Origin of the sequence: Citrobacter sp. C6_1 (assembly GCF_014596835.2) — a bacterium.
GTDB classification, from domain to species: domain Bacteria; phylum Pseudomonadota; class Gammaproteobacteria; order Enterobacterales; family Enterobacteriaceae; genus Citrobacter; species Citrobacter pasteurii.
In genome coordinates this window covers 4,670,321-4,696,996 of record NZ_CP115031.1, presented here as the reverse complement: position 1 = coordinate 4,696,996, position 26,676 = coordinate 4,670,321, and the positions used below count along the sequence as shown (strand labels likewise).

The window sequence follows — 26,676 nt, the reverse complement described above, 5'->3', positions numbered from 1 at the left end:
GGCGGACTCCACTCGAACAAAAGTCGATAAATGACAAAGGCTGAAACATTCATGATTGTTGACGCACATCGACAAGACCCTATGCAAAGGGTGACGTGCGAATTGCTATCTGCAATTTTTACCCGATCAGGATCCATTAAAACGATCGGGACCGCGGATCATAGCGTAAACTGAGAAAGAGATCTTCTGTTTCTCACAGATTCTTCCCGATTTATCCACAGGATGATCCAGAATCGGCTAAGTGTAAACGATCCTGGAGAAGTGCTGCAGGTTTTCGCGCGCATATTGAAAAAATTAATGAGTAAAGATGCTTTACTGCTTAAACGATCTAATAAAGATCCCGAGCGATCCTTGCGCTTTATCCACCAGCCCGTATAATTCTTACCCCCAGCGAGTAACGGTCGCCTCACGGCGTCAACGCTGCCTGTTTTTTACGCGAAACCGTGCGGAAAAAAGCGGGAAATAAGGAAAGAGAATTGACTCCGGAGTGTACAATTATTACAATCCGGCCTCTTTAATCACCCACACTGTGGCGTAAGTCGTTCGAAACTCGTTCGGGTATACGCAAAAGTCAGTGAATTTATTCAAGTTTAGGTAGAAATCGCCATGAAACGCACTTTTCAACCGTCTGTACTGAAGCGCAACCGTTCTCACGGCTTCCGTGCTCGTATGGCTAATAAAAATGGTCGTCAGGTTCTGGCACGTCGTCGTGCTAAAGGCCGTTCTCGTCTGACCGTTTCTAAGTAATAAAAGCTAGCCCCTGAGTGGTTAAGCTCGCATTTCCCAGGGAGTTACGTTTGTTAACTCCCACTCATTTCACATTCGTCTTCCAGCAGCCACAACGGGCTGGCACGCCGCAAATCACCATCCTCGGCCGCCTGAATTCGCTGGGGCATCCCCGTATCGGTCTTACCGTCGCCAAGAAAAATGTTAAACGTGCGCATGAACGCAATCGGATTAAACGTCTGACACGTGAAAGCTTCCGTTTACGTCAGCACGAGCTTCCAGCAATGGATTTCGTGGTGGTGGCGAAAAAAGGGGTTGCTGACCTCGATAACCGTGCTCTCTCGGAAGCGTTGGAAAAATTATGGCGTCGCCATTGTCGCCTGGCTCGCGGGTCCTGATAGCCCTCATTCGGGTCTATCAACGCCTGATCAGTCCGCTGCTTGGGCCGCATTGCCGTTTCACTCCAACCTGTTCGAGCTACGGAATTGAGGCATTGCGCAGGTTTGGAGTGATAAAAGGCAGTTGGTTGACGATGAAACGCGTATTAAAATGCCACCCTTTACACCCTGGTGGTGACGATCCCGTCCCGCCCGGACCATTTGATACCAGAGAACACTAACGATGGATTCGCAACGCAATCTTTTAGTCATCGCTTTGCTGTTCGTGTCTTTCATGATCTGGCAAGCCTGGGAGCAGGATAAAAACCCGCAACCTCAGGCCCAACAGACCACGCAGACAACGACCACCGCAGCGGGTAGCGCCGCAGACCAGGGCGTACCGGCCAGTGGCCAGGGGAAACTGATTACGGTTAAAACTGACGTGCTTGATCTGACCATCAACACCCGTGGTGGTGATGTGGAACAGGCTTCACTGCCAGCTTACCCGAAAGAACTCGGTTCTACCGAACCGTTCCAGTTACTGGAAACCACGCCACAGTTCATCTATCAGGCACAGAGTGGCCTGACCGGTCGTGACGGCCCGGATAACCCGGCTAACGGCCCGCGTCCGCTGTACAACGTCGACCAAGACGCTTTTGTACTGGCTGACGGTCAGAATGAACTGCAGATCCCGATGACCTATACTGACGCCGCTGGCAACACGTTTACCAAAACGTTTATCCTTAAGCGTGGTGAGTATGCGGTAAGCGTTAACTACAGCGTGCAGAACGCCGGCGAGAAACCGCTGGAAGTCTCCACCTTTGGTCAGCTGAAGCAATCCATCAATCTGCCATCTCATCGCGATACCGGAAGCAGCAATTTTGCGCTGCACACCTTCCGTGGCGCGGCGTACTCCACGCCTGATGAGAAGTATGAGAAATACAAATTCGACACCATTGCTGAAAACGAAAACCTGAACGTCAACGCTAAAGACGGCTGGGTTGCAATGCTGCAACAGTATTTCGCTACGGCATGGGTTCCGCGTAACGACGGCACCAATAACTTCTATACCGCAAATCTGGGTAACGGCATTGCCGCTATCGGCTATAAATCACAGCCGGTATTGGTACAGCCTGGCCAGACTGGCGCGATGACCAGCACCCTGTGGGTCGGCCCAGAAATTCAGGATAAAATGGCGGCCGTTGCACCGCACCTGGATCTGACCGTGGATTACGGCTGGTTGTGGTTCATCTCTCAGCCGCTGTTCAAACTGCTGAAATGGATCCATAGCTTCCTGGGTAACTGGGGCTTCTCCATCATCGTTATCACCTTTATCGTTCGTGGCATCATGTACCCGCTGACCAAAGCGCAGTACACCTCCATGGCGAAGATGCGTATGCTGCAGCCGAAGATTCAGGCAATGCGTGAGCGTCTGGGCGATGACAAACAGCGTCAGAGCCAGGAAATGATGGCCCTGTACAAAGCTGAGAAGGTTAACCCGCTGGGCGGCTGCTTCCCGCTGATCATCCAGATGCCAATCTTCCTGGCGTTGTACTACATGCTGATGGGCTCCATTGAACTGCGTCATGCGCCGTTCGCGCTGTGGATCCATGACCTGTCTGCACAGGATCCGTACTACATCCTGCCGATCCTGATGGGCGTGACGATGTTCTTCATTCAGAAGATGTCTCCGACCACCGTGACCGACCCGATGCAGCAGAAGATCATGACCTTCATGCCGGTCATCTTCACCGTGTTCTTCCTGTGGTTCCCGTCAGGTCTGGTGCTGTACTATATCGTCAGCAACCTGGTAACCATTATTCAGCAGCAGCTGATTTACCGTGGTCTGGAGAAACGTGGCCTGCATAGCCGCGAGAAGAAAAACTCCTGATTCGGTGTAGGCCGGATTAGGCGAAGCCGCCATCCGGCACACGGAACATAACGTAAAGGGCGGTCATTAGACCGCCTTTTTTATTGCATTAAGAAGAGACAAACCATGAGCCATAACGACACCATCGTCGCTCAGGCCACCCCACCGGGACGTGGTGGCGTGGGTATCCTGCGTATCTCCGGCCTGAAGGCGAGCGAGGTCGCAGAAACCGTACTGGGGAAACTGCCAAAACCGCGTTATGCCGACTATCTGCCGTTTAAAGACGCGGATGGCAGCGCGCTGGATCAGGGGATTGCCCTGTGGTTCCCCGGCCCGAACTCCTTTACCGGTGAAGACGTTTTAGAGCTTCAGGGTCACGGCGGCCCGGTGATTCTTGATCTGCTGCTCAAACGTATTCTGACGATTCCCGGGCTGCGCATTGCCAGACCAGGTGAATTCTCCGAGCGCGCGTTTCTCAATGATAAGCTCGATCTGGCTCAGGCAGAGGCAATTGCCGACCTGATCGACGCCAGCTCAGAGCAAGCCGCTCGCTCGGCATTGAACTCGTTGCAGGGCGCATTTTCCGCACGGGTAAATCATCTTGTGGAAGCACTCACTCACCTGCGTATCTATGTGGAAGCGGCGATCGACTTCCCGGATGAAGAAATCGACTTCCTGTCTGACGGCAAGATTGAAGCCCAGCTCAATAGCGTGATGGCCGATCTTGATGCCGTGCGTGCCGAAGCGCGTCAGGGCAGCCTGCTGCGCGAAGGGATGAAGGTAGTCATTGCCGGTCGCCCTAACGCCGGGAAATCGAGCCTGCTGAACGCGCTGGCAGGCCGTGAGGCTGCTATTGTGACCGACATTGCGGGGACGACTCGCGACGTGCTGCGAGAGCATATTCATATCGACGGTATGCCGTTGCACATCATCGACACTGCCGGTCTGCGCGATGCCAGCGATGAAGTTGAACGCATTGGTATTGAACGCGCCTGGCAGGAAATTGAACAAGCCGACCGCGTACTGTTTATGGTTGATGGCACCACCACCGACGCCGTTGACCCGGCAGACATCTGGCCTGACTTTATTGCTCGTCTGCCAGCCAAATTGCCAATTACCGTGGTGCGTAACAAAGCGGATATCACGGGTGAAACGCTGGGTCTTAGCGAAGTAAATGGCCACTCACTGGTTCGCCTCTCCGCACGAACCGGTGAAGGTGTTGACGTACTGCGCAACCATCTCAAACAGAGCATGGGCTTTGAAACCAATATGGAAGGCGGCTTCCTGGCGCGTCGCCGTCATTTGCAGGCACTGGCTGAAGCGGCGGAGCATCTTCAGCAGGGCAAAGCGCAGCTATTAGGCGCATGGGCCGGAGAACTGCTGGCGGAGGAGCTGCGTCTGGCGCAGCAGAACCTCAGTGAGATCACCGGGGAATTTACCTCCGACGATCTGCTGGGTCGTATTTTCTCCAGTTTCTGTATTGGTAAATAGTTTTGCCGGATGGCGGCTATGCCTTATCCGGCCTACTCGACACGTAGGCTCGGTAAGCGTAGCGCCACCGGGCAACAGTGTTTTCCTCACAGGAAATCACTGTTGTCCAAATGGCAACTCGTGTAGTTAACTCTCTACCCGTATGCTTAGCGCCACATTTCTCATGAGGTCGCTATGACACGCTTTCTAATCTGCAGTTTTGCCCTGGTTCTTCTCTATCCCGCCGGTATTGATATGTATCTGGTGGGATTGCCCCGTATTGCTGCCGATTTACAAGCCAGCGAGGCTCAGTTGCATATCGCGTTTTCGGTCTACCTGGCAGGGATGGCGACAGCAATGTTGTTCGCCGGAAAAATTGCTGACCAGTCGGGTCGTAAACCGGTCGCCATTGTCGGGGCCCTCATTTTTATTGTCGCCTCGTCGCTGTGTTCGTTCGCCGAGAGCGGTACGCCGTTCCTGGTAGGCCGCTTTATTCAGGGCGTAGGCGCTGGCTGTTGCTATGTGGTGGCTTTCGCCATCCTGCGCGATACGCTCGACGATCGCCGCCGGGCGAAGGTTTTGTCGCTGTTGAACGGTATCACCTGCATCGTGCCGGTGCTGGCGCCGGTGATGGGGCACCTGATTATGCTCAAATACCCGTGGCAGAGCCTGTTCTACACGATGATGGGAATGGGTGTGGCTGTTTGCCTGCTGTCGGTGTTTGTCCTGCGAGAATCGCGCCCAGCGACGCTCTCGACCTCTACGCAGAGCGATCATCGCGCAGAGTCGCTGGTGAACCGTTTTTTCCTGAGCCGTCTGGCCATTACCACCCTCAGCGTGTCGGTGATCCTGACCTTCGTGAATACGTCTCCGGTGCTGCTGATGGAAGTGATGGGCTTCGACCGCGGCGAGTACGCCACTACCATGGCCATGACCGCAGGCATCAGTATGACGGTCTCTTTCTCTACACCATTCGCCCTGAGTATTTTTAAACCCCGCATCCTGATGCTGACTTCACAGGTTTTGTTCCTGGCTGCGGGCATCGTGTTAATCCTTGCCAGTACGCACGCGGTAACGTTGTTCGGGTTGACGTTAATCTGTGCCGGATTCTCGGTCGGTTTCGGCGTCGCCATGAGTCAGGCACTGGGGCCGTTCTCGCTGCGTGCGGGTGTGGCAAGCTCGGCGTTAGGCATAGCGCAGGTTTGCGGTTCATCGCTATGGATTTGGTTGGCTGCCATCCTCGGTCTCGACGCGCTGAATATGCTGATCGGGATTCTGATTGGCTGTAGCATAGTGAGTATCATGCTGATTATCACTGTTGCACCAAACCGGTCCACACCAACTCATGAAGAAATCCCTCAGCAGTCTCGATCTTAATTTACTGCTCTGCCTGCAGCTCCTGATGCAGGAGCGCAGCGTCACCAAAACCGCCAAACGGATGAACGTCACGCCGTCGGCGGTCAGCAAGTCGTTGTCGAAGCTGCGAACCTGGTTTGACGATCCGCTGTTTGTGAATACCCCGCTTGGGCTGACGCCAACGCCGCTGATGGTCAGCATGGAGCAGAACCTGGCGGAGTGGATGCAAATGGGCAATCAATTGCTCGATAAGCCACACCATGAAGCACCACGTGGGCTGAAGTTTGATTTAGTGGCTGAAACGCCGCTGGTGATGATCATGTTTAACGCGCTCTCCCAACAGATCTACCAGCGTTATCCACAAGCCTCGATCAAAGTGCGTAACTGGGATTACGATTCGCTGGACGCCATTATCCGTGGCGAGGTGGATATCGGCTTTACCGGACGTGAAAGTCACCCACGCTCGCGTGAATTGCTGAGTCTGCTACCGTTATCGATCGACCATGAAGTGCTGTTTTCCGATCTCCCCTGCGTCTGGCTGCGCGAAGATCATCCGGCGTTACGAGAAGAGTGGAGCCTGGAAACATTCCTGCACTATCCCCATATCAGCATTAGCTGGGAGCAGAGCGACACCTGGGCGCTGGACGATGTGCTTCAGGAGATGGGGCGTGCGCGTAACATCGCATTGTGTCTGCCGGGCTTTGAGCAGTCGCTGTTTATGGCCGCGCAGCCCGATCACGCATTGATAGCCACCGCCCCGGTCTATTGTCAGCGTTATAATCAACTCCACCAACTTCCGCTCGTGGCACGTCCAATGCCTTTTGATGCTGCGCAACTGGAAAAAATGCGCGTCCCATTCACCCTACTTTGGCATAAACGCAACAGCCACAATCCTAAGATCGTCTGGCTGAAAGAGACGATCAAGGCACTCTATCGCGAGATGTCATGAAGATCCTTTGCTATATTGTTGTTTTATTGACCTCCCTGGCGGTGGAAATGTAAATGTCGCGTAATGTATCCCGATTCCGTTTACTTTTTGGGCAGTAAAGCCTGCCTGGAAGCCGCGTAAATGTTACTCTGATAATAATCACGGACCATTAATCACGGAGCGAAAAATGGCGACACATTTTGCCAGAGGGATTCTAACGGAGGGACACCTGGTTTCAGTTCGTCTCCCGACTCCATGTCATTTTGAAGTAAGAAATCTACCCACTCACCGCCGAACACGCTTTCTGGCCTCCCGAAGCCTTCTCGCTGAACTGATGTTTATGCTTTACGGCACCAGCACATTGCCTGAGATTGTTACCGAGGCGAAAGGTAAGCCCGTTTTTCGCGATAAAAACCTGCCAGGCTTTTCGATTTCCTATGCCGGGAACATCGTTGGCGTCGCGCTTACCACAGAAGGTTCATGCGGCCTGGATATGGAGCTTCAGCGAGTGACCCGCGGGTTCCATACCCCGAATGCCACAGAAACCTACCGCTTTTCCAGTAACGAAAACCTGTGGATCAATAATCAAAACGACCCCAATGAAGCGCGTGCGCAGCTCATTACGTTACGCCAGAGCGTTCTCAAGCTCACTGGCGACGTGTGCAATGACGATCCACGTGAACTCCAGTTGTTACCGGGTGCGGGCCGTCTGAGATGTGCTCACGTTACGCAGATAGAAGCCATTTGCGATGCCGAAGATGTACTGGTGTGGTCGGTCGCGGTCACGCCAACCATTGAAAAACTCAAGGTTTGGGAGTTTGATGGTAAACAGGACTGGAAAAGCTTGCCTGATATCCAGACCCGCGCGAATGAGCCAACGGGTCGCCTGATCCGGTTTTCACAATTATCCGCAGCGAAGAGCCATACGCTTTGATTTAACCTTCATGATGAAACAGGAGTAACCATGTCTGAAACATTGAATGTTGTTACGTTACTGGGGAGCCTGCGCAAGGGTTCGTTTAATGGAATGGTTGCCCGTACGCTGCCAAAAATTGCCCCCGCGGGGATGGAAGTGAATGCGTTACCGTCGATTGGGGATATTCCTCTGTACGATGCCGACCTCCAGCAGGAAGAGGGTTTTCCGGCAAGTGTAGAAGCGCTGGCGGAACAAATCAGGAAGGCTGACGGCGTCGTTATCGTCACACCTGAATATAACTATTCTGTTCCGGGCGGACTGAAGAACGCCATCGACTGGCTGTCTCGCCTGCCCGATCAGCCATTATCCGGCAAACCGGTGCTGATCCAGACAAGCTCCATGGGTGCCATTGGCGGCGCGCGCTGCCAGTACCATCTGCGTCAAATCCTGGTGTTTCTCGACGCGATGGTAATGAACAAGCCAGAGTTTATGGGCGGCGTTATTCAGAATAAAGTGGACCCGCAGACCGGCGAAGTGATCGACCAAAGCACGCTGGACCATCTGACCGGCCAGCTGACTGCATTTGGCGACTACATTCAGCGCGTGAAAGCCTAAAAGAAAAAGCCCGCCAGCAACGATGCCTGGCGGGCCGTTGTCCAGACCGATATTTTAATGCGCGTCGATAAACACAATCTTCAGTACAAACAGCAGCGCGACAACAATGACGCACGGGCTGAGATCGCGGAAACGTCCGGTACCAATTTTCATCACGCAGTAGGAAATAAAGCCCAGCGCGATGCCTTCAGTGATGGAGAAGCTAAACGGCATCATCACAGCGGTAATAAACGCCGGAACAGCCTCAGTCAGATCATCCCACTTAACGCGCGACAGGCTTGATGTCATCAGGACACCAACGTAAATCAGCGCACCTGCGGCAGCATATCCCGGCACCATTCCCGCCAGCGGCGACAGGAAGATAACCAGCAGGAACAGCAGGCCAACGACGACTGCAGTCAGGCCTGTACGGCCACCAACCGACACCCCGGAAGAAGACTCAATATAGGCAGTAACAGAAGACGTACCTATAAACGCGCCGGTAACAGAGGACACACTATCCACATACAACGCCTGCTTCATGCGTGGGAACTTGCCCTTCGCGTCCGCCAGACCGGCTTTATCCGTGACGCCAATCAACGTACCGGAGGAGTCAAACAGGTTAACCAGCATGAACGAGAAAATCACGCCCGCAAGGCCAATGTTAAACGAACCGGCCAGGTCAACATGCCCGATAACCGACATCACGCTCGGCGGTGCGGAGACGATCCCATTGTAATGGACATCGCCCAGCATCCAGCCCAACAGCGTGGTCACAATGATGGAGATCAGCACTGCCGCGTGAATGTTGCGTGATGCCAGAATCGCGATGATAAAGAAGCCCAGAATACCCAGCAGCACGCTATGGGACGTCAGGTTACCAATGGAAACCAGCGTGTCTTTGTTCGCAACAATAACACCGGCATTTTTCAGCCCCATCATGCCGATGAACAGGCCGATACCACTGGTGATGCCCACGCGCAGACTGACCGGGATATTGGCAATCATCCAGTAACGTACGCGGAAAATGGTCAGCAGCAGCAGACCTATCGCGCCCCAGAAAATAGCGCCCATACCGATCTGCCATGACAGACCCATCGCGCCAACGACCACGAAGGCGAAGAACGCGTTCAGGCCCATAGCAGGCGCAAGTGCGACCGGCAGGTTAGCAAATAGCCCCATCAGGATGCTACCAAAGGCAGCAATAAGGCAGGTGGTAACAAAGACGGCGCTGGTATCCATGCCAGCCACGCCAAGAATTTGCGGGTTAACAAAAACGATATACACCATCGTCAGGAAGGTGGTTAAACCGGCGATCACTTCGGTCCGTGCCGTCGTGCCATGTTCGCGCAGTTTGAACACGCGTTCCAGCATCCCCTGGCCAGAAACCTGGGTTGTGTGTTGTTGGCTCATTATCAATTTCCGAACAAGGAGGGAAAATTCGTCGCTATCCTATACCAAAATGCGACAATAGGGTTGGGTTATGAGCAACTTTTTTCATTGATTTTGCTTATACGGCAACGATTGCGTCCCCCCATTATGCATTACGAAAACGTTAAACTTGTTAAAATGGAAATGACATGTCCCAGATAGAAGCCGTATTTTTTGACTGTGACGGTACCCTTGTCGACAGTGAAGTAATTTGTTCTCGCGCGTATGTCAGCATGTTCCAGGCGTTCGGCATTACGCTCGATCTTGAAGAGACGTTTAAACGCTTCAAGGGGGTAAAGCTCTACGAAATCATCGACATTATTAACGAAGAACACGGTGTCGAACTGGCAAAAGCCGAGCTAGAACCGGTTTACCGCGCTGAGGTCGCACGTCTGTTCGATACCGAGCTGGAAGTCATTGCTGGTGCGAACACGCTGCTGGACAGCATGGCTGTGCCAATGTGCGTGGTGTCTAACGGTCCGGTCAGCAAAATGCAGCATTCGCTGGGTAAGCTGGGCATGTTGCACCATTTTCCTGATTTACTGTTCAGCGGCTACGATATCCAACGCTGGAAGCCCGATCCGGCCCTGATGTTCCATGCGGCAAAAGCCATGGACGTTAACGTTGAGAACTGCATTCTGGTTGATGATTCCAGCGCAGGCGCGCAGGCGGGAATTGCCGCCGGGATGGAAGTGTTCTACTTCTGTGCCGATCCGCATAACAAACCGATCGAAAACCCAAAGGTCACGACCTTTACCGCTCTGGCGCAGTTACCGGAATTGTGGAAGGCGCGAGGTTGGGATATTACCCGGTAATTTTTTGTAGGCCCGGTAAGCTTGCGCCACCGGGCAATTGCCGGATGGCGCTAACGCTTATCCGGCCTACTTTCTACGTTTTTATCACTCTTTCGGGTCTTTGCCCGCCAGCAGTTTATCCAGCTCATCACCGCCCACGTGACGGAAGTCCTGCCCCTTCACGAAATAGAAGATGTATTCGCAGATATTCTGGCAGCGGTCACCGATACGCTCGATGGAACGTGCGCAGAACAGCGCGGTCAGTACGCTTGGAATGGTACGCGGGTCTTCCATCATGTAGGTCATCAGCTGACGCACGATGCCTTCATATTCCTGGTCAACTTTCTTATCTTCGCGATAAATACGTACCGCTTCGTCGAGATCCATACGCGCAAACGCGTCCAGCACGTCATGCAGCATTTGTACGGTGTGACGGCCCAGCGATTCCAGACTTACCAGCAGCGGCTGATGCTGTTGCGAGAACTTCTCCAGCGCAGTGCGGCAAATTTTGTCCGCCACGTCGCCAATACGTTCCAGCTCGGCGATAGTTTTGATAATCGCCATCACCAGACGCAGGTCGCTGGCGGTAGGTTGACGCTTGGCGATGATACGCACGCAGGCTTCGTCGATCGCCACTTCCATCATATTGACGTTCTTATCGCCTTCAATGACGCGCTTCGCCAGCTCACTGTCCTGATTGTGCATGGCGGTAATCGCATCAGAAAGCTGCTGCTCGACCATGCCACCCATGGTCATCACCTGGGTACGGATGCTTTCCAGCTCTGCGTTGAACTGGCCGGAAATATGTTTATTAAGATTAAGGTTATCCACAACAAGCTCCTGAATCAGCCGTAACGACCGGTGATGTAATCTTCAGTTTGTTTCTTCGCGGGCTTGGTGAACAGATCGTCCGTATTACTGAACTCAATCAACTCGCCCAGGTACATAAATGCCGTGTGATCGGAACAACGCGCAGCCTGCTGCATGTTGTGGGTAACGATAACAACGGTGTAATCTTCTTTCAGCTCAGTGATCAGCTCTTCAATACGCCCGGTAGAAATCGGGTCGAGCGCTGAACATGGCTCATCAAGCAGTAGCACTTCCGGGCGAATGGCGATACCACGCGCAATACACAAACGCTGCTGCTGACCACCGGAGAGAGAGTACCCACTCTGGTGTAATTTATCTTTGGTTTCGTTCCACAGTGCGGCCTTGGTCAATGCCCACTGTACACGCTCGTCCATATCGGCACGGGAAAGCTTCTCAAACAGACGCACGCCAAACGCGATATTGTCGTAGATAGACATTGGGAACGGCGTCGGCTTCTGGAACACCATGCCAACTTTGGCACGCAGCAGTGCGATATCCTGGGTGTTGGTGAGAATATTGTCACCATCCAGCAGGATTTCACCTTCCGCACGCTGCTCCGGGTACAGTTCAAACATTTTGTTGAAGGTACGCAGCAGCGTCGATTTACCACAGCCTGACGGCCCGATAAACGCCGTTACCTGGTTTTTCGCGATATCCAGGTTGATGTTCTTCAGGGCATGGAATTTTCCATAGTAGAAGTTCAAATCACGAACCTGAATTTTACCCGGGGCAGTATCAACCATACTCATCTCAATCTCTTCCTCATCATGCCTGATGACGCTTCGCTTATCAGGCCTACATATAGTTCAATCCGTAGGCCGGATAAGGCGTTTACACCGCCATCCGGCAAGGTATCAAAACTTAACCGTGTTTCTTCTTCGCGAAAATGACGCGCGCCAGAATGTTCAGCAGCAGTACGCACAGGGTAATAATCAGTACCCCGGCCCAGGCCAGTTGCTGCCATTCAGCAAATGGGCTCATCGCAAACTTAAAGATAGTAACCGGCAGGTTGGCGATTGGCTGCATCATGTCAGTGCTCCAGAACTGGTTGGAGAGCGACGTAAACAGCAGCGGAGCCGTTTCACCGGCGATACGGGCAATTGCCAGCAGAATACCGGTAATAATGCCCGACACAGACGCCTTCAGGGTGATCGCGGAAATCATCTTCCACTTTGGTGTACCCAACGCATAGGCGGCTTCTCGCAGGCTATCCGGCACCAGCTTGAGCATGTTCTCAGTGGTACGAATAACGATAGGTACCTGCAGCAGCGCCAGCGCAATCACACCCGCCCAGCCGGAGAAGTGTTCCATTTTTGCCACCACGATGGTGTAGACGAACAGACCGACCACAATCGATGGTGCAGACAGCAGGATATCGTTGATAAAGCGGATGACTTCAGCCAGCCATGACTTACGCCCATATTCCGCCAGGTAGATGCCCGCCATAATACCGAGCGGCGTACCAAAGATGGTCGCCCATAGAATCAACAGCCCACTCCCGGCGAGCGCGTTCGCCAGACCACCACCCGCGGTATTCGGCGGCGGGGTCATTTCGGTGAACAGTGCCAGTGACATACCGTCAATACCGCGGGTGATCGTGGACATCAGGATCCAGATCAGCCAGAACAGACCGAACGCCATCGTCGCCATCGAGAGCGTCAGCGCGATGCGGTTCTTCAGACGACGACGCGCCTGCATTTTACGGCGGGATTCCGCAAGCTGAGCGGTGTTTTGCATTTCCAGCGTAGCCATTAGCGTGCCCCCTCGTTTTTCGCAAGGCGCATAATCATGAACTTAGACGCAGCCAGTACGATGAAGGTGATCACAAACAGAATCAGACCCAGCTCCATCAACGCGGCAACGTGCAGCCCTGATTCCGCTTCAGCAAATTCATTCGCCAGCGCAGAGGTGATACTGTTGCCCGGCATATACAGCGATGCGCTGTCGAGTTGGTAGGTGTTACCGATGATAAAGGTCACCGCCATGGTTTCACCCAGCGCGCGACCCAGACCCAGCATTACGCCGCCAATGACACCATTTTTAGTGAACGGCAGAACGATACGCCAGATAACTTCCCAGGTAGTACAGCCAATACCGTAGGCTGACTCTTTCATCAGTACCGGAGTTTGTTCGAACACATCACGCATCACCGCCGCAATGTATGGGATGATCATGATGGCGAGGATCACGCCAGCCGCCAGAATACCGATACCAAATGCCGGGCCAGCAAACAGTGCGCCAACAAACGGAATGTTGGAAAGAATATTACCGACCGGCTCCTGGAAATACGTCGCAAACAGCGGGGCAAAGATAAACAGGCCCCACATGCCGTAAACGATACTCGGGATCGCCGCCAGCAGTTCAATAGCGATACCCAGCGGACGTCTCAGCCAGCCAGGAGCAAGTTCCGTCAGGAACAAAGCAATGCCAAAACTCACCGGAACGGCGATCAGCAGTGCGATAAATGAGGTAACCAGCGTACCGTAAATCGGAACCAATGCGCCGTAGATATCATTTGGCGCATCCCAGTCTTTGGTCCAAAGGAATGAGAAACCAAATTTCTGGATGCTTGGCCAGGAGGAGATGATCAGAGAGACAATAATGCCACCCAACATCAATAGCACAATCAGCGCTGCCAGTTTTACCAGCGCGCTGAATATCATGTCACCCTTTTTACCCGGTGGGTTAAAAGCAGGCTTGGTTGCAGCCATAAATCACTCTTTAAGTTAAACGCGTTTACGAAGTTGCCCATGCCGGATGGCGCTACGCTTATCCGGCCTACAAAGCGGGCCTACAGTCGAAACCGTAGGGCGGATAAGCGTAGCGCCATCCGCCAACTCGTTAAAGATATTCTATTAGTACAGCGCTTTACCGCTGCTGTCTTTCACGTTGGTCTTCCATGCAGCACGAACCTGCTCAACCACGCTGTCTGGCAGGCTGGCGTAATCCAGGTCGTTAGCCTGTTTGCCGCCATTTTTGTACGCCCAGTCAAAGAATTTCAGTACTTCAACGCCTTGCTCTGGTTTCTTCTGCTCTTTATGCACCAGGATGAAGGTGGTGGAAGTGATTGGCCACGCATTGTCACCTTTCTGGTTAGTCAGATCCTGAGCGAAGGTTTTGCTCCAGTCAGCGCCTTTCGCTGCATTAGCAAAGTTTTCTTCGGTCGGGCTTACCGGTTTGCCATCAGCAGAAACCAGTTTGGTGTATGCCAGGTTGTTCTGCTTAGCATAAGCGTACTCAACGTAGCCGATAGAGCCTGGCAGACGCTGTACGAACGCAGCGATACCGTCATTACCCTTACCGCCCAGACCGGTCGGCCAGTTCACAGTAGAGCCTGCGCCAATTTTAGATTTCCACTCTTCGTTCACTTTCGCCAGGTAGCTGGTGAAGACGAAGGAGGTACCGGAACCATCTGCACGACGCACAACGGCAATGTTCTGAGAAGGCAGCTTCAGACCCGGGTTCAGTTTGGTGATGGCTTCATCATCCCACTTCTTAATTTTGCCGAGGTAGATATCGCCCAGGGTTTTACCGTCAAGCACCAGCTCACCGGACTTCAGGCCAGGGATATTCACCGCCAGCACCACACCGCCGATCACTGTCGGGAACTGGAACAGACCTTCTTGCGCCAGTTTTTCGTCAGACAGCGGTGCATCAGAAGCGCCGAAATCAACGGTATTGGCCGTAATTTGTTTTACACCACCGGAGGAGCCGATACCCTGGTAGTTTACTTTGCTACCGGTTTCTTTCTGATAGGTATCAGCCCATTTGGCATACACTGGCGCAGGAAAAGTTGCACCAGCACCTGTCAGGCTCGCTGCAGCAAAGGCAGAGAACGCGCTCATAGATAAGGTCGCGGCGACAACAGTTGCGACAGTGGTACGCATAACTTTCATAATGTCTCCTGCACGGTTTTCGTAAATTGTTGTTTGAGTTGCTACTGTGAGCAAAATAGGACAAACAGGTGACAGTTAAATGTACGAAATATGACAGTTTTATGACAATGAAAAATAATGCGCGAAAAACAATTAAAAATTGTATAAAAACAGTAACTTAATCGATTATATAACAATTATATTTCGGCAAAATTTTCTTTTTATGACACTGAAAACAGTAGCTGAAGATGACGGTTTGTCACATAAAACAGGCGGGATAATTGATTAAAAACAGAACAGGTTTAAAAAAATGCCCCGCTTTGAGCAGGGCATTTTCAGTTCAGCGAGGTATCGCTTATTCCACGGTAACCGACTTCGCCAGGTTACGCGGCTGGTCCACGTCAGTACCTTTAATCAGCGCCACGTGATACGCCAGCAGTTGCAGCGGAACGGTATAGAAGATCGGTGCAATCACCTCTTCCACATGCGGCATCTCGATGATGTGCATATTTTCATTACTGATAAAACCTGCATCCTGATCAGCGAAGACATACAACTGGCCGCCACGAGCACGCACTTCTTCAATGTTGGATTTCAGTTTTTCCAGCAACTCGTTGTTCGGTGCAACCACGATAACCGGCATATCCGCGTCAATCAGCGCCAGCGGGCCGTGCTTCAGCTCACCAGCGGCATACGCTTCTGCGTGAATATAAGAAATCTCTTTCAGCTTCAGGGCGCCTTCCAGCGCAATGGGGTACTGATCGCCACGACCAAGGAACAGTGCATGGTGTTTGTCAGAGAAGTCTTCCGCCAGCGCGGCAATACGCTTGTCCTGTGACAGCATCTGCTCAATACGGCTCGGCAGCGCCTGTAACCCGTGAACAATCTCTTGTTCAATAGACGCATCCAGACCTTTCAGACGAGACAGCTTCGCCACCAGCATTAACAGAACAGTCAGTTGGGTGGTAAAGGCTTTCGTGGAGGCCACGCCGATTTCGGTCCCGGCATTGGTCATCATCGCCAGATCAGATTCACGCACCAGAGAAGAGCCCGGTACGTTACAGATTGCCAGTGACCCCAGATAGCCCAGCTCTTTAGATAAGCGCAGACCCGCCAGGGTATCTGCCGTTTCACCGGATTGGGACAGGGTAATCATCAGACTGTTACGACGCACGGCAGATTTGCGATAGCGGAATTCGGAAGCGATTTCGACATCACAAGGAATACCCGCCAGCGATTCAAACCAGTAGCGGGACACCATACCGGAGTTGTAAGACGTACCGCAGGCGATAATCTGGATATGCTCAACCTGAGACAGCAGTTCGTTGGCACGCGACCCCAGCTCGCTTAAATCCACTTCACCGTGGCTAATGCGCCCGGTCAGCGTATTTTTAATCGCGTTCGGCTGTTCGTAGATCTCTTTCTGCATGTAGTGGCGATAAATACCTTTTTCGCCCGCGTCATACTGCAGATTCGATTCGATATCCTGACGTTTCACTTCTGCGCCAGACTTGTCGAAAATAGAGACAGAACGACGAGTCACTTCCGCGATGTCACCCTCTTCCAGGAAGATGAAGCGACGGGTTACCGGCAGCAGCGCCAGCTGATCGGAAGCGATGAAGTTTTCGCCCATACCCAGACCAATCACCATCGGGCTACCAGAACGGGCCGCCAGCAGAGTTTCTGGGTTACGGGTATCCATGATCACTGTGCCGTAGGCACCGCGCAGCTGCGGAATAGTACGCAGCACGGCTTCACGCAGCGTTCCACCCTGTTCCAGTTCCCAGTGCACCAGGTGAGCAATCACTTCGGTGTCGGTTTCAGAAACAAAGGTATAGCCACGCGTTTTCAACAGCTCACGCAGTGGTTCATGGTTTTCAATGATGCCGTTATGCACCACAACAATGTGTTCAGAAACATGGGGATGCGCGTTCGCTTCTGAAGGTTCACCGTGTGTCGCCCAGCGGGTGTGAGCGATACCTGTACCACCATGCAACGGATGTTCTTCCGCAGCAGCAGTCAGCATCTGCACTTTACCCAGACGACGCAGACGGGTCATGTTACCTTCAGCATCAACAACAGCCAGACCGGCTGAGTCATAACCACGATATTCCAGACGACGTAAACCTTCGAGAAGGATTTCAGCTACATCACGCTGCGCGATAGCGCCAACAATTCCACACATATTTTTTGATTCCGAATTTAGGCATTGTGCCTGTCGTTGTCGCTGACCTGTTTCCCCTTCGTCTTTCACTCCGTAGCTACGTTGGCTACGCTTGCTCACTACGGTCACTTACTTTAGTAAGCTCCCGTAGATTCCCAAGCTTGCCGCCTTGCTACAGCGCGAAATACTTTGGGTAATACCCTTTCCGGGCGCCCCGAGCCTTGTAGAGAGTGGGGTTATTTTTATGGTACTGCTTGTTGAGCGGAGGATTATGTTATCCCCTCATCTCTTGTCTGCCTGATGGCGCTTACGCTTATCAGGCCTACAGAACGTCACCGCACGTAGGCCGCCATCCGGCAAAAATCACTTACTTCTTCTTCACCGGACGCTGCCAGCCCTGTTTATGGACCTGAGGTACACGGCTTAATACCAGTTCGTTATCAGCGATATTACGCGTCACTGTGGTTCCAGCGGCGATCGTCGCGCCTTTACCCACGGTGACAGGCGCCACCAGTTGAGTATCCGAACCCACAAACACATCATCACCAATAATGGTTTTAAATTTATTAGCGCCATCGTAATTGCAGGTGATCGTACCCGCGCCGATGTTCACGTTATCGCCAATTTCAGCATCGCCCAGATAGGTCAGATGACCGGCTTTAGAACCTTTACCCAGACGCGCTTTTTTCATTTCGACGAAGTTACCCACGTGTGCGCCTTCCAGCAGCTCAGCGCCTGGGCGCAGACGCGCAAAAGGCCCGATAGTACAGGCTGCTTCCAGATGGGCATCTTCCACCACGCTGTACGGGCTAAGCTCACAGCCATCGCCAATTACGCTATTTTTGATAACGCAGCCAGTACCAATCTTGACGCGATCGCCAAGGGTTACGTTGCCTTCAATGATAACGTTAGTATCAATTTCAACATCGCGCCCGTGAATGAGCGAACCGCGAAGATCAAAACGTGCCGGATCACGCAACATAACGCCTGCTAACAGCAGTTTCTCTGCTTGTTCGGACTGATAGACACGTTCAAGACGGGATAACTGAAGACGGTTATTCACCCCTTCGGTTTCGCTAATACGTGCCGGATGTACCGCAGCAATTTCACGACCTTCCTGGTACGCCATCGCAATGATATCGGTGATGTAATATTCACCCTGCACATTATTGTTGGTTAGTTTAGACAACCAGCGCTTCATATCAGCGCCATTGGCAATCAGGATGCCGGTGTTAATTTCCTGGATCTGGCGTTGTTCGTCGGTCGCATCTTTATGCTCAACGATGCCAGTAACTTTGCCGTTATCACGCGTAATGCGCCCATAGCCGGTTGGGTCGTCCAGTTTTACTGTTAATAAGCCAATACCACCCTGAGGTTTAGCATTGCGCAGGCGGCGTAACGTTTCGGTGGAGATTAACGGTACATCGCCATATAGCATTAAAATGTCTTCGTCATCACCAAAGAACGGTGCAGCCTGCTGCATAGCATGGCCGGTTCCCAACTGCTCTGCCTGCAGAACCCAGTTCAGATTGCCATCTTTTAGCGTCTGCTTGAGCAAATCACCACCGTGCCCGTAGACCAGGTGTACATGAGTTGCGCCTAATTCATTAGCGGCATCAATAACATGCTGCACCATCGCTTTTCCTGCGAGAGTGTGCAGCACTTTAGGAAGATCGGAATACATACGTGTACCTTTGCCTGCGGCAAGGATCACGACGCTCATAGCATTATTCAACATACACATCCTGACTGTCATTTGAGAACGAATTTATACCCTTTAACATTGAAAATACTACATTTTTTTCATCATGAAATGGGCCGAAGATAAAACGTTCAATAGGGGGGAATCCCTAACTATTAACTCACTATTTTCGACTATATCGGCGCCTTTTGTCTCCCAAAAACCAGGAGCATGCTCTTATTAAAGCCTTAGGTTAATGTTTTTGCTATTTTTTTGCCGCATGAATAAAGAGTTACACATGCAAAGTCCGATTTTATTTATGTGATTCAGTGAGAAACCGAAAATGCGTACGCGAAAATAAAAAGTTGAGGGAGAAGAGTAGGGGAAGGGGAGTTATAACAACAAGTGGCGCTGACTGATAAACCCTATCAAGCATCGCGCCACAGGACGGGCAGGTAAAGGCTAAAAGCTCATATTGCTGAACATGGCGATGATTTTATTGAGTAATTTCATGTTGGCGTCTCTTTTTATCTGAATTCATTATGTGATCTAAATCACATAAAAAGAGTCTACGCCGCATTTTTTAACCAATCAATATTTTTATGATCTAAATCACAAAACAGCTTTCACTTTAAATGTTCATGCAAAAAAACAAAAAAAAGCCAGCCTGGAAACCAGACTGGCTTTTGTGCTTTTCAAGCCGGTGTTACATCGCTTTTTTGGTCAACTCGATAACGCGCAGTTTCGCGATCGCTTTGGCCAGTTCCGCAGATGCCTGAGCGTAATCCACGTCACCATGAGAGCTCTTAATATGCTCTTCAGCCTTACGTTTCGCTTCCAGGGCTCTCGCTTCATCGAGATCCTGCCCGCGAATCGCGGTATCAGCCAGTACGGTCACGTTGCCAGGCTGCACTTCAAGAATGCCGCCAGACAGATAGATAAACTCTTCATGACCGAACTGTTTAACGATGCGGATCATACCAGGCTTAATGGCGGTGAGCAGCGGTGCGTGACCCGGGAAAATACCCAGTTCACCTTCACTACCCGTTACCTGGATTTTTTCGACCAGACCAGAGAACATTTGTTGCTCTGCACTGACGACGTCCAGGTGGTAAGTCATTGCCATATCACCCTCCGATTAAGGCGTTAAAGTTTTTTGGCTTTTTCTACGGCTTCGTCGATAGAACCAACCATGTAGAACGCCTGCTCTGGCAGGTGGTCGTATTCGCCTTCCATGATGCCTTTAAAGCCACGGATGGTGTCTTTCAGGGAAACGTATTTGCCCGGAGAACCGGTGAATACTTCCGCAACGAAGAACGGCTGGGACAGGAAGCGCTGGATCTTACGCGCACGAGCTACCACCAGTTTATCTTCTTCAGACAGTTCATCCATACCCAGGATGGCGATGATGTCTTTCAGTTCCTGATAACGCTGCAGCAGGGACTGTACGCCACGCGCAGTGTCATAGTGTTCCTGACCAACAACCAGCGGATCCAGCTGACGGCTGGTGGAGTCCAGCGGGTCAACGGCCGGGTAGATACCCAGGGATGCGATCTGACGGCTCAGTACCACGGTTGCATCTAAGTGAGCAAAGGTGGTGGCTGGGGATGGGTCAGTCAAGTCATCCGCAGGTACGTATACCGCCTGAACGGAGGTGATAGAACCGGTTTTGGTAGAGGTGATACGTTCCTGCAGAACACCCATCTCTTCCGCCAGGGTCGGCTGGTAGCCTACCGCTGATGGCATACGACCCAGCAGTGCGGATACTTCCGTTCCGGCCAGGGTGTAACGATAGATGTTATCGACGAACAGCAGTACGTCACGACCTTCGTCACGGAATTTCTCAGCCATGGTCAGACCGGTCAGCGCAACGCGCAGACGGTTTCCCGGCGGCTCGTTCATCTGGCCATAAACCAGGGATACTTTATCCAGAACGTTGGAGTCGGTCATTTCGTGGTAGAAGTCGTTACCCTCACGAGTACGTTCACCTACACCCGCAAACACAGAGTAACCGGAGTGCTCGATCGCGATGTTACGAATAAGCTCCATCATGTTTACGGTTTTACCTACACCCGCACCACCGAACAGACCAACTTTACCGCCCTTAGCGAACGGACACATCAGGTCGATAACTTTGATGCCGGTTTCCAGCAGTTCCTGAGAGCTGGACAGCTCTTCATAGGTAGGTGCTGCGCGGTGGATAGCCCAACGCTCTTCTTCACCGATATCGCCTTTCATGTCGATCGGGTGACCCAGAACGTTCATGATACGACCCAGAGTTGCTTTACCTACCGGGACTTCGATCGGGTGCTCGAGGTCTTTAACTTCCAGACCACGACGCAGACCGTCGGAAGAACCCATTGCGATGGTACGTACGATACCGCCGCCGAGCTGCTGCTGAACTTCCAGCACCAGGCTCTCTTTACCATTCATAACCTCAAGAGCATCGTACACGCGCGGTACGGCATCCTGAGGGAATTCGACGTCAACCACGGCGCCGATTACCTGGACAATTTTTCCAGTAGCCATCTTGAATCCTCTACGAATTAACCTGGTTATACCGCGGATGCACCACCGACGATTTCGGTGAGTTCCTGAGTAATGCTGGCCTGACGAGCTTTGTTGTATACCAACTGCAGCTCTTTAATCAGGCTGCCGCCATTGTCGGTCGCGGCTTTCATCGCCACCATACGTGCGGCCTGCTCGCTGGCCAGGTTTTCTACCACGCCCTGATAAACCTGAGATTCAACGTAACGACGCAGCAGGGTATCCAGCAGCGGTTTCGGGTCTGGTTCATACAGGTAATCCCAGGCTTTTTGTTTTAACTCTTCATCTTCTGAAGCCGGTAAAGGCAGCAGCTGAGTGAGAGTCGGAACCTGAGACATGGTGTTAATAAATTTGTTGCTGACAACGTACAGTCTGTCCAGACGACCTTCATCGTAGGCCTGCAGCATCACTTTAACCGGGCCGATCAGTTCGGACAGGGAAGGGTTATCCCCCATACCGGTTACCTGAGCAACCACGTTACCGCCTACGGAATTAAAGAAAGACACGCCCTTAGAGCCGATCATTGCGATGTCGCACTGAACGCCTTTATCGGACCATGTTTTCATATCCGCCAGCAGCTTTTTAAACAGGTTAATGTTCAAGCCACCGCACAGACCACGGTCGGTCGACACCACCAGGTAGCCCACGCGCTTAACGTCGCGTTCTTCCAGGTAAGGGTGCTTATATTCCAGATTACCATTCGCAAGGTGACCAATCACTTTGCGCATGGTCTCTGCATAAGGACGGCTGGCCGCCATGCGATCCTGCGATTTACGCATTTTGGAAGCGGCGACCATCTCCATCGCTTTAGTGATCTTCTGCGTGTTCTGGACGCTTGCGATCTTACTACGTATCTCTTTTGCGCCGGCCATGAGCTTCTCCTCAATGCCTTGCGGTCCGTCCTAAGACAGACCGCCAGACGTTACCAGGACTGGGTTGCTTTGAAGGAATCGAGGATAGCTTTCAGCTTGCCTTCGATTTCATCGTTATAGCCACCGGACTGGTTAATCTCTTGCATCAGCGGAGCGTGATCACGGTCAACGTAAGCCAGCAGAGCGGCTTCGAAGCTACCGATTTTCGCCAGTTCCACATCTTCGAGGTAACCGCGTTCAGCCGCAAACAGCACCACACCCTGCTGTGCAACAGACATTGGGGCATACTGTTTCTGCTTCAGCAGTTCCGTTACTTTCTGGCCGTGGCTCAGCTGCTTACGCGTAGCTTCGTCAAGGTCGGAAGCGAACTGAGAAAACGCTGCCAGTTCACGATACTGCGCCAGTGCGGTACGAATACCACCGGACAGTTTCTTGATGATCTTGGTCTGCGCTGCGCCACCTACACGAGATACGGAGATACCCGGGTTAACTGCCGGACGAATACCGGAGTTGAACAGGTTGGTTTCCAGGAAGATCTGACCATCGGTAATGGAAATTACGTTGGTCGGAACGAACGCAGAAACGTCACCCGCCTGGGTTTCGATAATCGGCAGAGCGGTCAGGGAGCCGGTTTTACCTTTAACTTCACCATTGGTGAATTTCTCAACGTATTCCGCGTTAACGCGGGATGCGCGTTCCAGCAGACGGGAGTGGAGGTAAAATACGTCGCCTGGGAATGCTTCACGTCCTGGTGGACGACGGAGCAGCAGGGAAACCTGACGGTAAGCAACAGCCTGTTTGGACAGGTCATCATAAACGATCAGTGCATCTTCACCGCGGTCACGGAAGTATTCGCCCATTGCGCAACCAGCATAAGGTGCCAGATATTGCAGTGCAGCAGATTCAGACGCGGTCGCCACAACAACGATGGTGTTGGACAGTGCGCCGTGTTCTTCCAGTTTACGAACCACGTTAGAAATGGTGGACGCTTTCTGGCCGATAGCCACGTACACACATTTGATGCCGGAATCACGCTGGTTGATGATGGCATCGATTGCCATCGCGGTTTTACCTGTCTGACGGTCACCGATGATCAGCTCACGCTGGCCACGACCGATTGGGATCATGGCATCAACAGATTTATAACCGGTCTGTACTGGCTGGTCGACGGACTGACGTTCGATTACGCCTGGTGCGATAACTTCGATTGGCGAGAAGCCATCGTTATCAACCGGACCTTTACCGTCAATAGGGGAACCCAGAGTGTTCACCACACGACCCAGCAGGCCACGGCCAACCGGAACTTCCAGAATACGCCCCGTACACTTAACCTTCATGCCTTCGGCGAGGTCAGCGTATGGACCCATCACAACTGCACCTACAGAGTCGCGCTCCAGGTTCAGTGCGATAGCGTAACGGTTACCCGGCAGAGAGATCATTTCCCCCTGCATACAGTCAGCAAGACCGTGGATGCGGATAACACCGTCACTTACAGAAACAATAGTACCTTCGTTGTGAGCTTCACTCACAACACTGAACTGAGCAATGCGCTGCTTGATCAGTTCGCTGATTTCGGTGGAATTCAGTTGCATGCTCCAGTCCCCTTAAGACTGCAAGACGTCTGCAAGGCGCTCAAGACGGCCGCGTACGCTGCCATCAATGACCATATCACCCGCACGGATGATTACGCCTGCCATTACAGACTTATCGATTTTGCAATTCAGCTTAACTTTGCGTGACAGACGTTTTTCCATCGCTGCACTAATCTTCGTAAGCTGTTCATCACTCAGTGCATTGGCAGAAGTGACTTCTACCTCAGAGATAGCCTCACTGGCTGCACGCAGGTGAATAAACTGCTCAAGAACATCCGGGAGCGCATTAAGACGGTTATTTTCAGCCATTACCTTAATCAGGTTTTGACCGCTTTCGTCCAACTGCTCACCGCAGATTGCGATAAACGACTCAGCGAGCGTTTCCGGCGCCAGCGCGCCAGAGAGAAGCTCTGCCATTTGTTCGTTCTTCGTCACCTCAGCGGCAAACGTCAGCATATCCTGCCAACGGTCAACGCTTTGGTGCTCAACGGCAAAGTCAAAAGCTGCTTTGGCGTAGGGGCGAGCTACCGTAATAAATTCAGACATCAGCCCCTCCCTCCTTACAGTTCAGCGACAAGTTTGTCCACGATGTCGCTGTTAGCAGCTTCATCCACGGAACGTTCGATGATCTTCTCGGCGCCAGCAACAGCCAGGACAGCAACTTGCTTACGCAGCTCTTCGCGAGCACGTTTACGCTCGGCGTCAATTTCCGCCTGCGCTTGTGCCACGATTTTAGTACGTTCCTGCTCTGCTTCAGTTTTAGCTTCGTCCAGGATCTGAGCGCGGCGTTTGTTTGCCTGCTCGATAATTACCTGAGCTTCCGCCTTCGCTTTTTTCAGCTGGTCAGTCGCGCTGGCCTTTGCAAGGTCAAGATCCTTATGTGCTCGTTCAGCAGAAGCAAGACCGTCAGCAATTTCTTTTTGACGTTTTTCGATGGCTGCCATTAATGGCGGCCATACGTACTTCATGCAGAACAGAACGAACAGGACAAACGCGATGGCCTGGCCGAGGATTGTTGCGTTAAGATTCACAGCACAATGCCTCTATCTAGTTAACGTTCTGATATTGCTCTTAATTCAAGCAACGCTTACTACGCGACAGCGAACATCACGTACAGACCCAGACCTACAGCGATCATCGGGATAGCATCCACCAGACCCATAACGATAAAGAACTGAGTACGCAGCAGAGGAATCAGATCAGGTTGACGCGCTGCGCCTTCCAGGAATTTACCCCCGAGGATGCCGATACCGATCGCAGCACCGATTGCCGCCAGACCCATCATCACAGCGGCAGCCATGTACAGCAGATCCATATTCAGGTTTTCCATGACAGTCTCCAGTTTGTTTCAGTTAAAACGTAGTAGTGTTGGTAAATTAATGCTCTTCAGACGCCATCGACAGATAGACAATCGTCAGAACCATGAAGATGAAGGCTTGCAGCGTGATAATCAGTATGTGGAAAATGGCCCACGGCACATTCAGAATCCACTGTGACCACCACGGCAACAGGCCAGCAATCAGAATGAAAATCAGCTCACCAGCGTACATGTTGCCGAACAGTCGCAGACCAAGAGAAACTGGTTTGGACAGCAGGCTTACCCCTTCAAGGATTAAGTTGACAGGAATGAACGCCCAGTGATTGAACGGCTGCAGCGTCAACTCTTTCGCGAAGCCGCCGATGCCTTTCATTTTGATGCTGTAGAACAGAATCAGGATAAACACGCCCAGCGCCATCGACAGGGTGATGTTTACGTCCGCAGACGGAACCACGCGCAGCGCCGGCAGACCCAGTATATGCTCAGCAATATACGGCAGCAGGTCGATTGGCAGTAAATCCATCAGGTTCATCAGGAAGACCCAAACGAAGATCGTCAGGGCAAGCGGTGCGATAACCTTGCTTTTGCCATGGTACATGTCTTTGACACTGCCATGAACAAAGCCGATTACCAGCTCAATCGCGGTCTGAAATTTCCCTGGTACGCCGCTGGTTGCCTTTTTAGCAACGCTACGGAACATAAGCAGGAACAACAGACCCAGCACCACCGAGAAGAACATGGAGTCAATATTGAGCGTCCAGAAGGTGGCTGGGGGGTTATGCGGATCTACCAGCGAGAAAGTACGCAGGTCCAACTGAAGGTTATTCAGATGGTGCCCTATGTATTCCTGCGGCGTCATATTTTCAGAAGCCATGATGCCTTTTACCCTTTGTTGTTAATTACAGCCGGTGCCAGTATCTGAACCACCAGCACCAAAACCCACGTAACGATCAGCGGTAAGAACACCGCCTTCAAAACCGCCAACGCCACCACAAGCAAAACCAGCATCGCTAACACCTTGAAGGCTTCGCCGAAAGCGAACGACCAGGCCACTCGACCCTTTGCTGGTGTATGTGCCTGGTGACGCCAGGCAAATATCATAAAAAACATATTAGGCAGTAACACTGCCAATCCCCCGCACAATGCGGAGATGCCCCAGAAAGGGTCTTTGAGGCTAAACAGCAATCCACTTGCTATTATCGCCAGAAGCTGTGTGAGCAAAAGCTTACGAGCAACGTTTCGACTCAAGAGCGACATAGACATCACGTTTTTACTCCTGCTCCCTTCGAGGTATG

General features: G+C 52.1%; 27 protein-coding genes. 10 read left to right on the top strand and 17 right to left on the bottom strand.

Going from position 1 to position 26,676, the window contains the following annotated elements; all coding sequences use genetic code 11:
• Positions 1–606 precede the first annotated feature (606 nt).
• The 9 genes from rpmH (at position 607) to IB196_RS22420 (ending at position 8,258) form a co-directional block, all read left to right on the top strand.
• Positions 607–747 carry a 50S ribosomal protein L34 gene (gene rpmH / locus IB196_RS22460; RefSeq protein WP_003023858.1) on the top strand — a complete coding sequence of 47 codons (141 nt, stop codon included), beginning with the start codon at positions 607–609 and terminating at the stop codon, positions 745–747.
• Between the two features lie 17 nt (positions 748–764).
• Positions 765–1,124: a ribonuclease P protein component gene (gene rnpA, locus IB196_RS22455; RefSeq protein WP_003844432.1), complete on the top strand. Its 360-nt coding sequence runs from the start codon at positions 765–767 to the stop codon at positions 1,122–1,124.
• Entirely contained in the window at positions 1,088–1,345 is a 258-nt protein-coding gene (gene yidD, locus IB196_RS22450) for a membrane protein insertion efficiency factor YidD (RefSeq protein ID WP_188231940.1), read from the top strand. Before rnpA ends, yidD begins: the two co-directional genes overlap by 37 nt.
• A gap of 2 nt (positions 1,346–1,347) precedes the next feature.
• Positions 1,348–2,994 (top strand): membrane protein insertase YidC, encoded by a 1,647-nt coding sequence (yidC, locus tag IB196_RS22445; protein ID WP_188231939.1) that lies wholly within the window; start codon positions 1,348–1,350, stop codon positions 2,992–2,994.
• A 105-nt stretch (positions 2,995–3,099) separates the two neighbouring features.
• A complete protein-coding gene (gene mnmE, locus IB196_RS22440) occupies positions 3,100–4,464 on the top strand; it encodes a tRNA uridine-5-carboxymethylaminomethyl(34) synthesis GTPase MnmE (protein ID WP_188231938.1) in 1,365 nt (454 codons plus the stop codon).
• 174 nt (positions 4,465–4,638) lie between these two features.
• Positions 4,639–5,820 (top strand): MFS transporter, encoded by a 1,182-nt coding sequence (locus tag IB196_RS22435; RefSeq protein WP_040231497.1) that lies wholly within the window; start codon positions 4,639–4,641, stop codon positions 5,818–5,820.
• The gene (gene yidZ, locus IB196_RS22430; protein WP_040231496.1) at positions 5,789–6,748 is read left to right on the top strand and encodes an HTH-type transcriptional regulator YidZ; all 960 of its coding nucleotides are present in this window, start codon (positions 5,789–5,791) and stop codon (positions 6,746–6,748) included. Before IB196_RS22435 ends, yidZ begins: the two co-directional genes overlap by 32 nt.
• A 166-nt stretch (positions 6,749–6,914) precedes the next feature.
• Positions 6,915–7,661 carry a 4'-phosphopantetheinyl transferase superfamily protein gene (locus tag IB196_RS22425; protein WP_040231494.1) on the top strand — a complete coding sequence of 249 codons (747 nt, stop codon included), beginning with the start codon at positions 6,915–6,917 and terminating at the stop codon, positions 7,659–7,661.
• Positions 7,662–7,691: 30 nt separating this feature from the next.
• Entirely contained in the window at positions 7,692–8,258 is a 567-nt protein-coding gene (locus IB196_RS22420; protein ID WP_003827046.1) for an NADPH-dependent FMN reductase, read from the top strand.
• A gap of 54 nt (positions 8,259–8,312) precedes the next feature.
• Here IB196_RS22420 and adeP read toward each other — a convergent pair whose 3' ends face one another.
• Positions 8,313–9,650, bottom strand: a complete 1,338-nt coding sequence (gene adeP, locus IB196_RS22415) for an adenine permease AdeP (RefSeq protein ID WP_188231937.1) — start codon at positions 9,648–9,650, stop codon at positions 8,313–8,315.
• Positions 9,651–9,817: 167 nt separating this feature from the next.
• Here adeP and yieH point away from each other — a divergent pair, with 167 nt between their 5' ends.
• Complete coding sequence (gene yieH, locus IB196_RS22410; protein WP_188231936.1) at positions 9,818–10,483, top strand: 6-phosphogluconate phosphatase; 666 nt, start codon at positions 9,818–9,820, stop codon at positions 10,481–10,483.
• 84 nt (positions 10,484–10,567) lie between these two features.
• Here the strand turns inward: yieH and phoU are convergent, their stop codons facing one another.
• The 16 genes from phoU to atpI form a co-directional block, all read right to left on the bottom strand.
• The gene (gene phoU, locus IB196_RS22405) at positions 10,568–11,293 is read right to left on the bottom strand and encodes a phosphate signaling complex protein PhoU (protein WP_003023824.1); all 726 of its coding nucleotides are present in this window, start codon (positions 11,291–11,293) and stop codon (positions 10,568–10,570) included.
• Between the two features lie 14 nt (positions 11,294–11,307).
• Positions 11,308–12,081, bottom strand: a complete 774-nt coding sequence (pstB, locus tag IB196_RS22400) for a phosphate ABC transporter ATP-binding protein PstB (RefSeq protein ID WP_003023821.1) — start codon at positions 12,079–12,081, stop codon at positions 11,308–11,310.
• A 112-nt stretch (positions 12,082–12,193) separates the two neighbouring features.
• Entirely contained in the window at positions 12,194–13,084 is an 891-nt protein-coding gene (gene pstA / locus IB196_RS22395; protein WP_005121466.1) for a phosphate ABC transporter permease PstA, read from the bottom strand.
• Positions 13,084–14,043: a phosphate ABC transporter permease PstC gene (pstC, locus tag IB196_RS22390; RefSeq protein WP_005121465.1), complete on the bottom strand. Its 960-nt coding sequence runs from the start codon at positions 14,041–14,043 to the stop codon at positions 13,084–13,086. Before pstC ends, pstA begins: the two co-directional genes overlap by 1 nt.
• 144 nt (positions 14,044–14,187) lie before the next feature.
• The gene (pstS, locus tag IB196_RS22385) at positions 14,188–15,228 is read right to left on the bottom strand and encodes a phosphate ABC transporter substrate-binding protein PstS (RefSeq protein ID WP_188231935.1); all 1,041 of its coding nucleotides are present in this window, start codon (positions 15,226–15,228) and stop codon (positions 14,188–14,190) included.
• 334 nt (positions 15,229–15,562) lie between these two features.
• Complete coding sequence (gene glmS / locus IB196_RS22380) at positions 15,563–17,392, bottom strand: glutamine--fructose-6-phosphate transaminase (isomerizing) (RefSeq protein ID WP_188231934.1); 1,830 nt, start codon at positions 17,390–17,392, stop codon at positions 15,563–15,565.
• Positions 17,393–17,738: 346 nt separating this feature from the next.
• The gene (gene glmU, locus IB196_RS22375) at positions 17,739–19,109 is read right to left on the bottom strand and encodes a bifunctional UDP-N-acetylglucosamine diphosphorylase/glucosamine-1-phosphate N-acetyltransferase GlmU (RefSeq protein WP_155021738.1); all 1,371 of its coding nucleotides are present in this window, start codon (positions 19,107–19,109) and stop codon (positions 17,739–17,741) included.
• A gap of 649 nt (positions 19,110–19,758) precedes the next feature.
• Positions 19,759–20,178, bottom strand: a complete 420-nt coding sequence (locus IB196_RS22370) for a F0F1 ATP synthase subunit epsilon (protein WP_005121460.1) — start codon at positions 20,176–20,178, stop codon at positions 19,759–19,761.
• 20 nt (positions 20,179–20,198) lie between these two features.
• The gene (gene atpD / locus IB196_RS22365; protein ID WP_005121459.1) at positions 20,199–21,581 is read right to left on the bottom strand and encodes a F0F1 ATP synthase subunit beta; all 1,383 of its coding nucleotides are present in this window, start codon (positions 21,579–21,581) and stop codon (positions 20,199–20,201) included.
• Between the two features lie 26 nt (positions 21,582–21,607).
• Complete coding sequence (gene atpG / locus IB196_RS22360; RefSeq protein WP_005121458.1) at positions 21,608–22,471, bottom strand: F0F1 ATP synthase subunit gamma; 864 nt, start codon at positions 22,469–22,471, stop codon at positions 21,608–21,610.
• A 50-nt stretch (positions 22,472–22,521) separates the two neighbouring features.
• Complete coding sequence (gene atpA, locus IB196_RS22355; RefSeq protein WP_003827026.1) at positions 22,522–24,063, bottom strand: F0F1 ATP synthase subunit alpha; 1,542 nt, start codon at positions 24,061–24,063, stop codon at positions 22,522–22,524.
• 12 nt (positions 24,064–24,075) lie between these two features.
• A complete protein-coding gene (gene atpH / locus IB196_RS22350) occupies positions 24,076–24,609 on the bottom strand; it encodes a F0F1 ATP synthase subunit delta (protein WP_005121457.1) in 534 nt (177 codons plus the stop codon).
• Positions 24,610–24,623: 14 nt separating this feature from the next.
• Entirely contained in the window at positions 24,624–25,094 is a 471-nt protein-coding gene (gene atpF, locus IB196_RS22345) for a F0F1 ATP synthase subunit B (RefSeq protein ID WP_040232304.1), read from the bottom strand.
• Between the two features lie 59 nt (positions 25,095–25,153).
• Positions 25,154–25,393, bottom strand: a complete 240-nt coding sequence (gene atpE, locus IB196_RS22340; protein WP_000429386.1) for a F0F1 ATP synthase subunit C — start codon at positions 25,391–25,393, stop codon at positions 25,154–25,156.
• A gap of 46 nt (positions 25,394–25,439) precedes the next feature.
• Positions 25,440–26,255, bottom strand: a complete 816-nt coding sequence (atpB, locus tag IB196_RS22335) for a F0F1 ATP synthase subunit A (protein WP_005121454.1) — start codon at positions 26,253–26,255, stop codon at positions 25,440–25,442.
• Positions 26,256–26,263: 8 nt separating this feature from the next.
• Positions 26,264–26,644, bottom strand: coding sequence for a F0F1 ATP synthase subunit I (gene atpI / locus IB196_RS22330; protein ID WP_040232303.1), 381 nt, complete (start codon positions 26,642–26,644; stop codon positions 26,264–26,266).
• Between the last annotated feature and the right edge of the window lie 32 nt (positions 26,645–26,676).

Coding starts and splice junctions, on each gene's coding strand:
- glmS (WP_188231934.1), bottom strand. CDS start 17,392: ATGTGTGGAATTGTTGGCGCTATCGCGCAGCGTGATGTAGCTGAAATC.
- atpA (WP_003827026.1), bottom strand. CDS start 24,063: ATGCAACTGAATTCCACCGAAATCAGCGAACTGATCAAGCAGCGCATT.
- yidC (WP_188231939.1), top strand. CDS start 1,348: ATGGATTCGCAACGCAATCTTTTAGTCATCGCTTTGCTGTTCGTGTCT.
- glmU (WP_155021738.1), bottom strand. CDS start 19,109: ATGTTGAATAATGCTATGAGCGTCGTGATCCTTGCCGCAGGCAAAGGT.
- atpE (WP_000429386.1), bottom strand. CDS start 25,393: ATGGAAAACCTGAATATGGATCTGCTGTACATGGCTGCCGCTGTGATG.
- pstC (WP_005121465.1), bottom strand. CDS start 14,043: ATGGCTGCAACCAAGCCTGCTTTTAACCCACCGGGTAAAAAGGGTGAC.
- IB196_RS22370 (WP_005121460.1), bottom strand. CDS start 20,178: ATGGCAATGACTTACCACCTGGACGTCGTCAGTGCAGAGCAACAAATG.
- atpB (WP_005121454.1), bottom strand. CDS start 26,255: ATGGCTTCTGAAAATATGACGCCGCAGGAATACATAGGGCACCATCTG.
- rpmH (WP_003023858.1), top strand. CDS start 607: ATGAAACGCACTTTTCAACCGTCTGTACTGAAGCGCAACCGTTCTCAC.
- yieH (WP_188231936.1), top strand. CDS start 9,818: ATGTCCCAGATAGAAGCCGTATTTTTTGACTGTGACGGTACCCTTGTC.
- atpH (WP_005121457.1), bottom strand. CDS start 24,609: ATGTCTGAATTTATTACGGTAGCTCGCCCCTACGCCAAAGCAGCTTTT.
- yidD (WP_188231940.1), top strand. CDS start 1,088: ATGGCGTCGCCATTGTCGCCTGGCTCGCGGGTCCTGATAGCCCTCATT.
- pstA (WP_005121466.1), bottom strand. CDS start 13,084: ATGGCTACGCTGGAAATGCAAAACACCGCTCAGCTTGCGGAATCCCGC.
- atpG (WP_005121458.1), bottom strand. CDS start 22,471: ATGGCCGGCGCAAAAGAGATACGTAGTAAGATCGCAAGCGTCCAGAAC.
- pstB (WP_003023821.1), bottom strand. CDS start 12,081: ATGAGTATGGTTGATACTGCCCCGGGTAAAATTCAGGTTCGTGATTTG.
- yidZ (WP_040231496.1), top strand. CDS start 5,789: ATGAAGAAATCCCTCAGCAGTCTCGATCTTAATTTACTGCTCTGCCTG.
- atpI (WP_040232303.1), bottom strand. CDS start 26,644: ATGTCTATGTCGCTCTTGAGTCGAAACGTTGCTCGTAAGCTTTTGCTC.
- IB196_RS22435 (WP_040231497.1), top strand. CDS start 4,639: ATGACACGCTTTCTAATCTGCAGTTTTGCCCTGGTTCTTCTCTATCCC.
- mnmE (WP_188231938.1), top strand. CDS start 3,100: ATGAGCCATAACGACACCATCGTCGCTCAGGCCACCCCACCGGGACGT.
- atpD (WP_005121459.1), bottom strand. CDS start 21,581: ATGGCTACTGGAAAAATTGTCCAGGTAATCGGCGCCGTGGTTGACGTC.
- adeP (WP_188231937.1), bottom strand. CDS start 9,650: ATGAGCCAACAACACACAACCCAGGTTTCTGGCCAGGGGATGCTGGAA.
- IB196_RS22425 (WP_040231494.1), top strand. CDS start 6,915: ATGGCGACACATTTTGCCAGAGGGATTCTAACGGAGGGACACCTGGTT.
- IB196_RS22420 (WP_003827046.1), top strand. CDS start 7,692: ATGTCTGAAACATTGAATGTTGTTACGTTACTGGGGAGCCTGCGCAAG.
- pstS (WP_188231935.1), bottom strand. CDS start 15,228: ATGAAAGTTATGCGTACCACTGTCGCAACTGTTGTCGCCGCGACCTTA.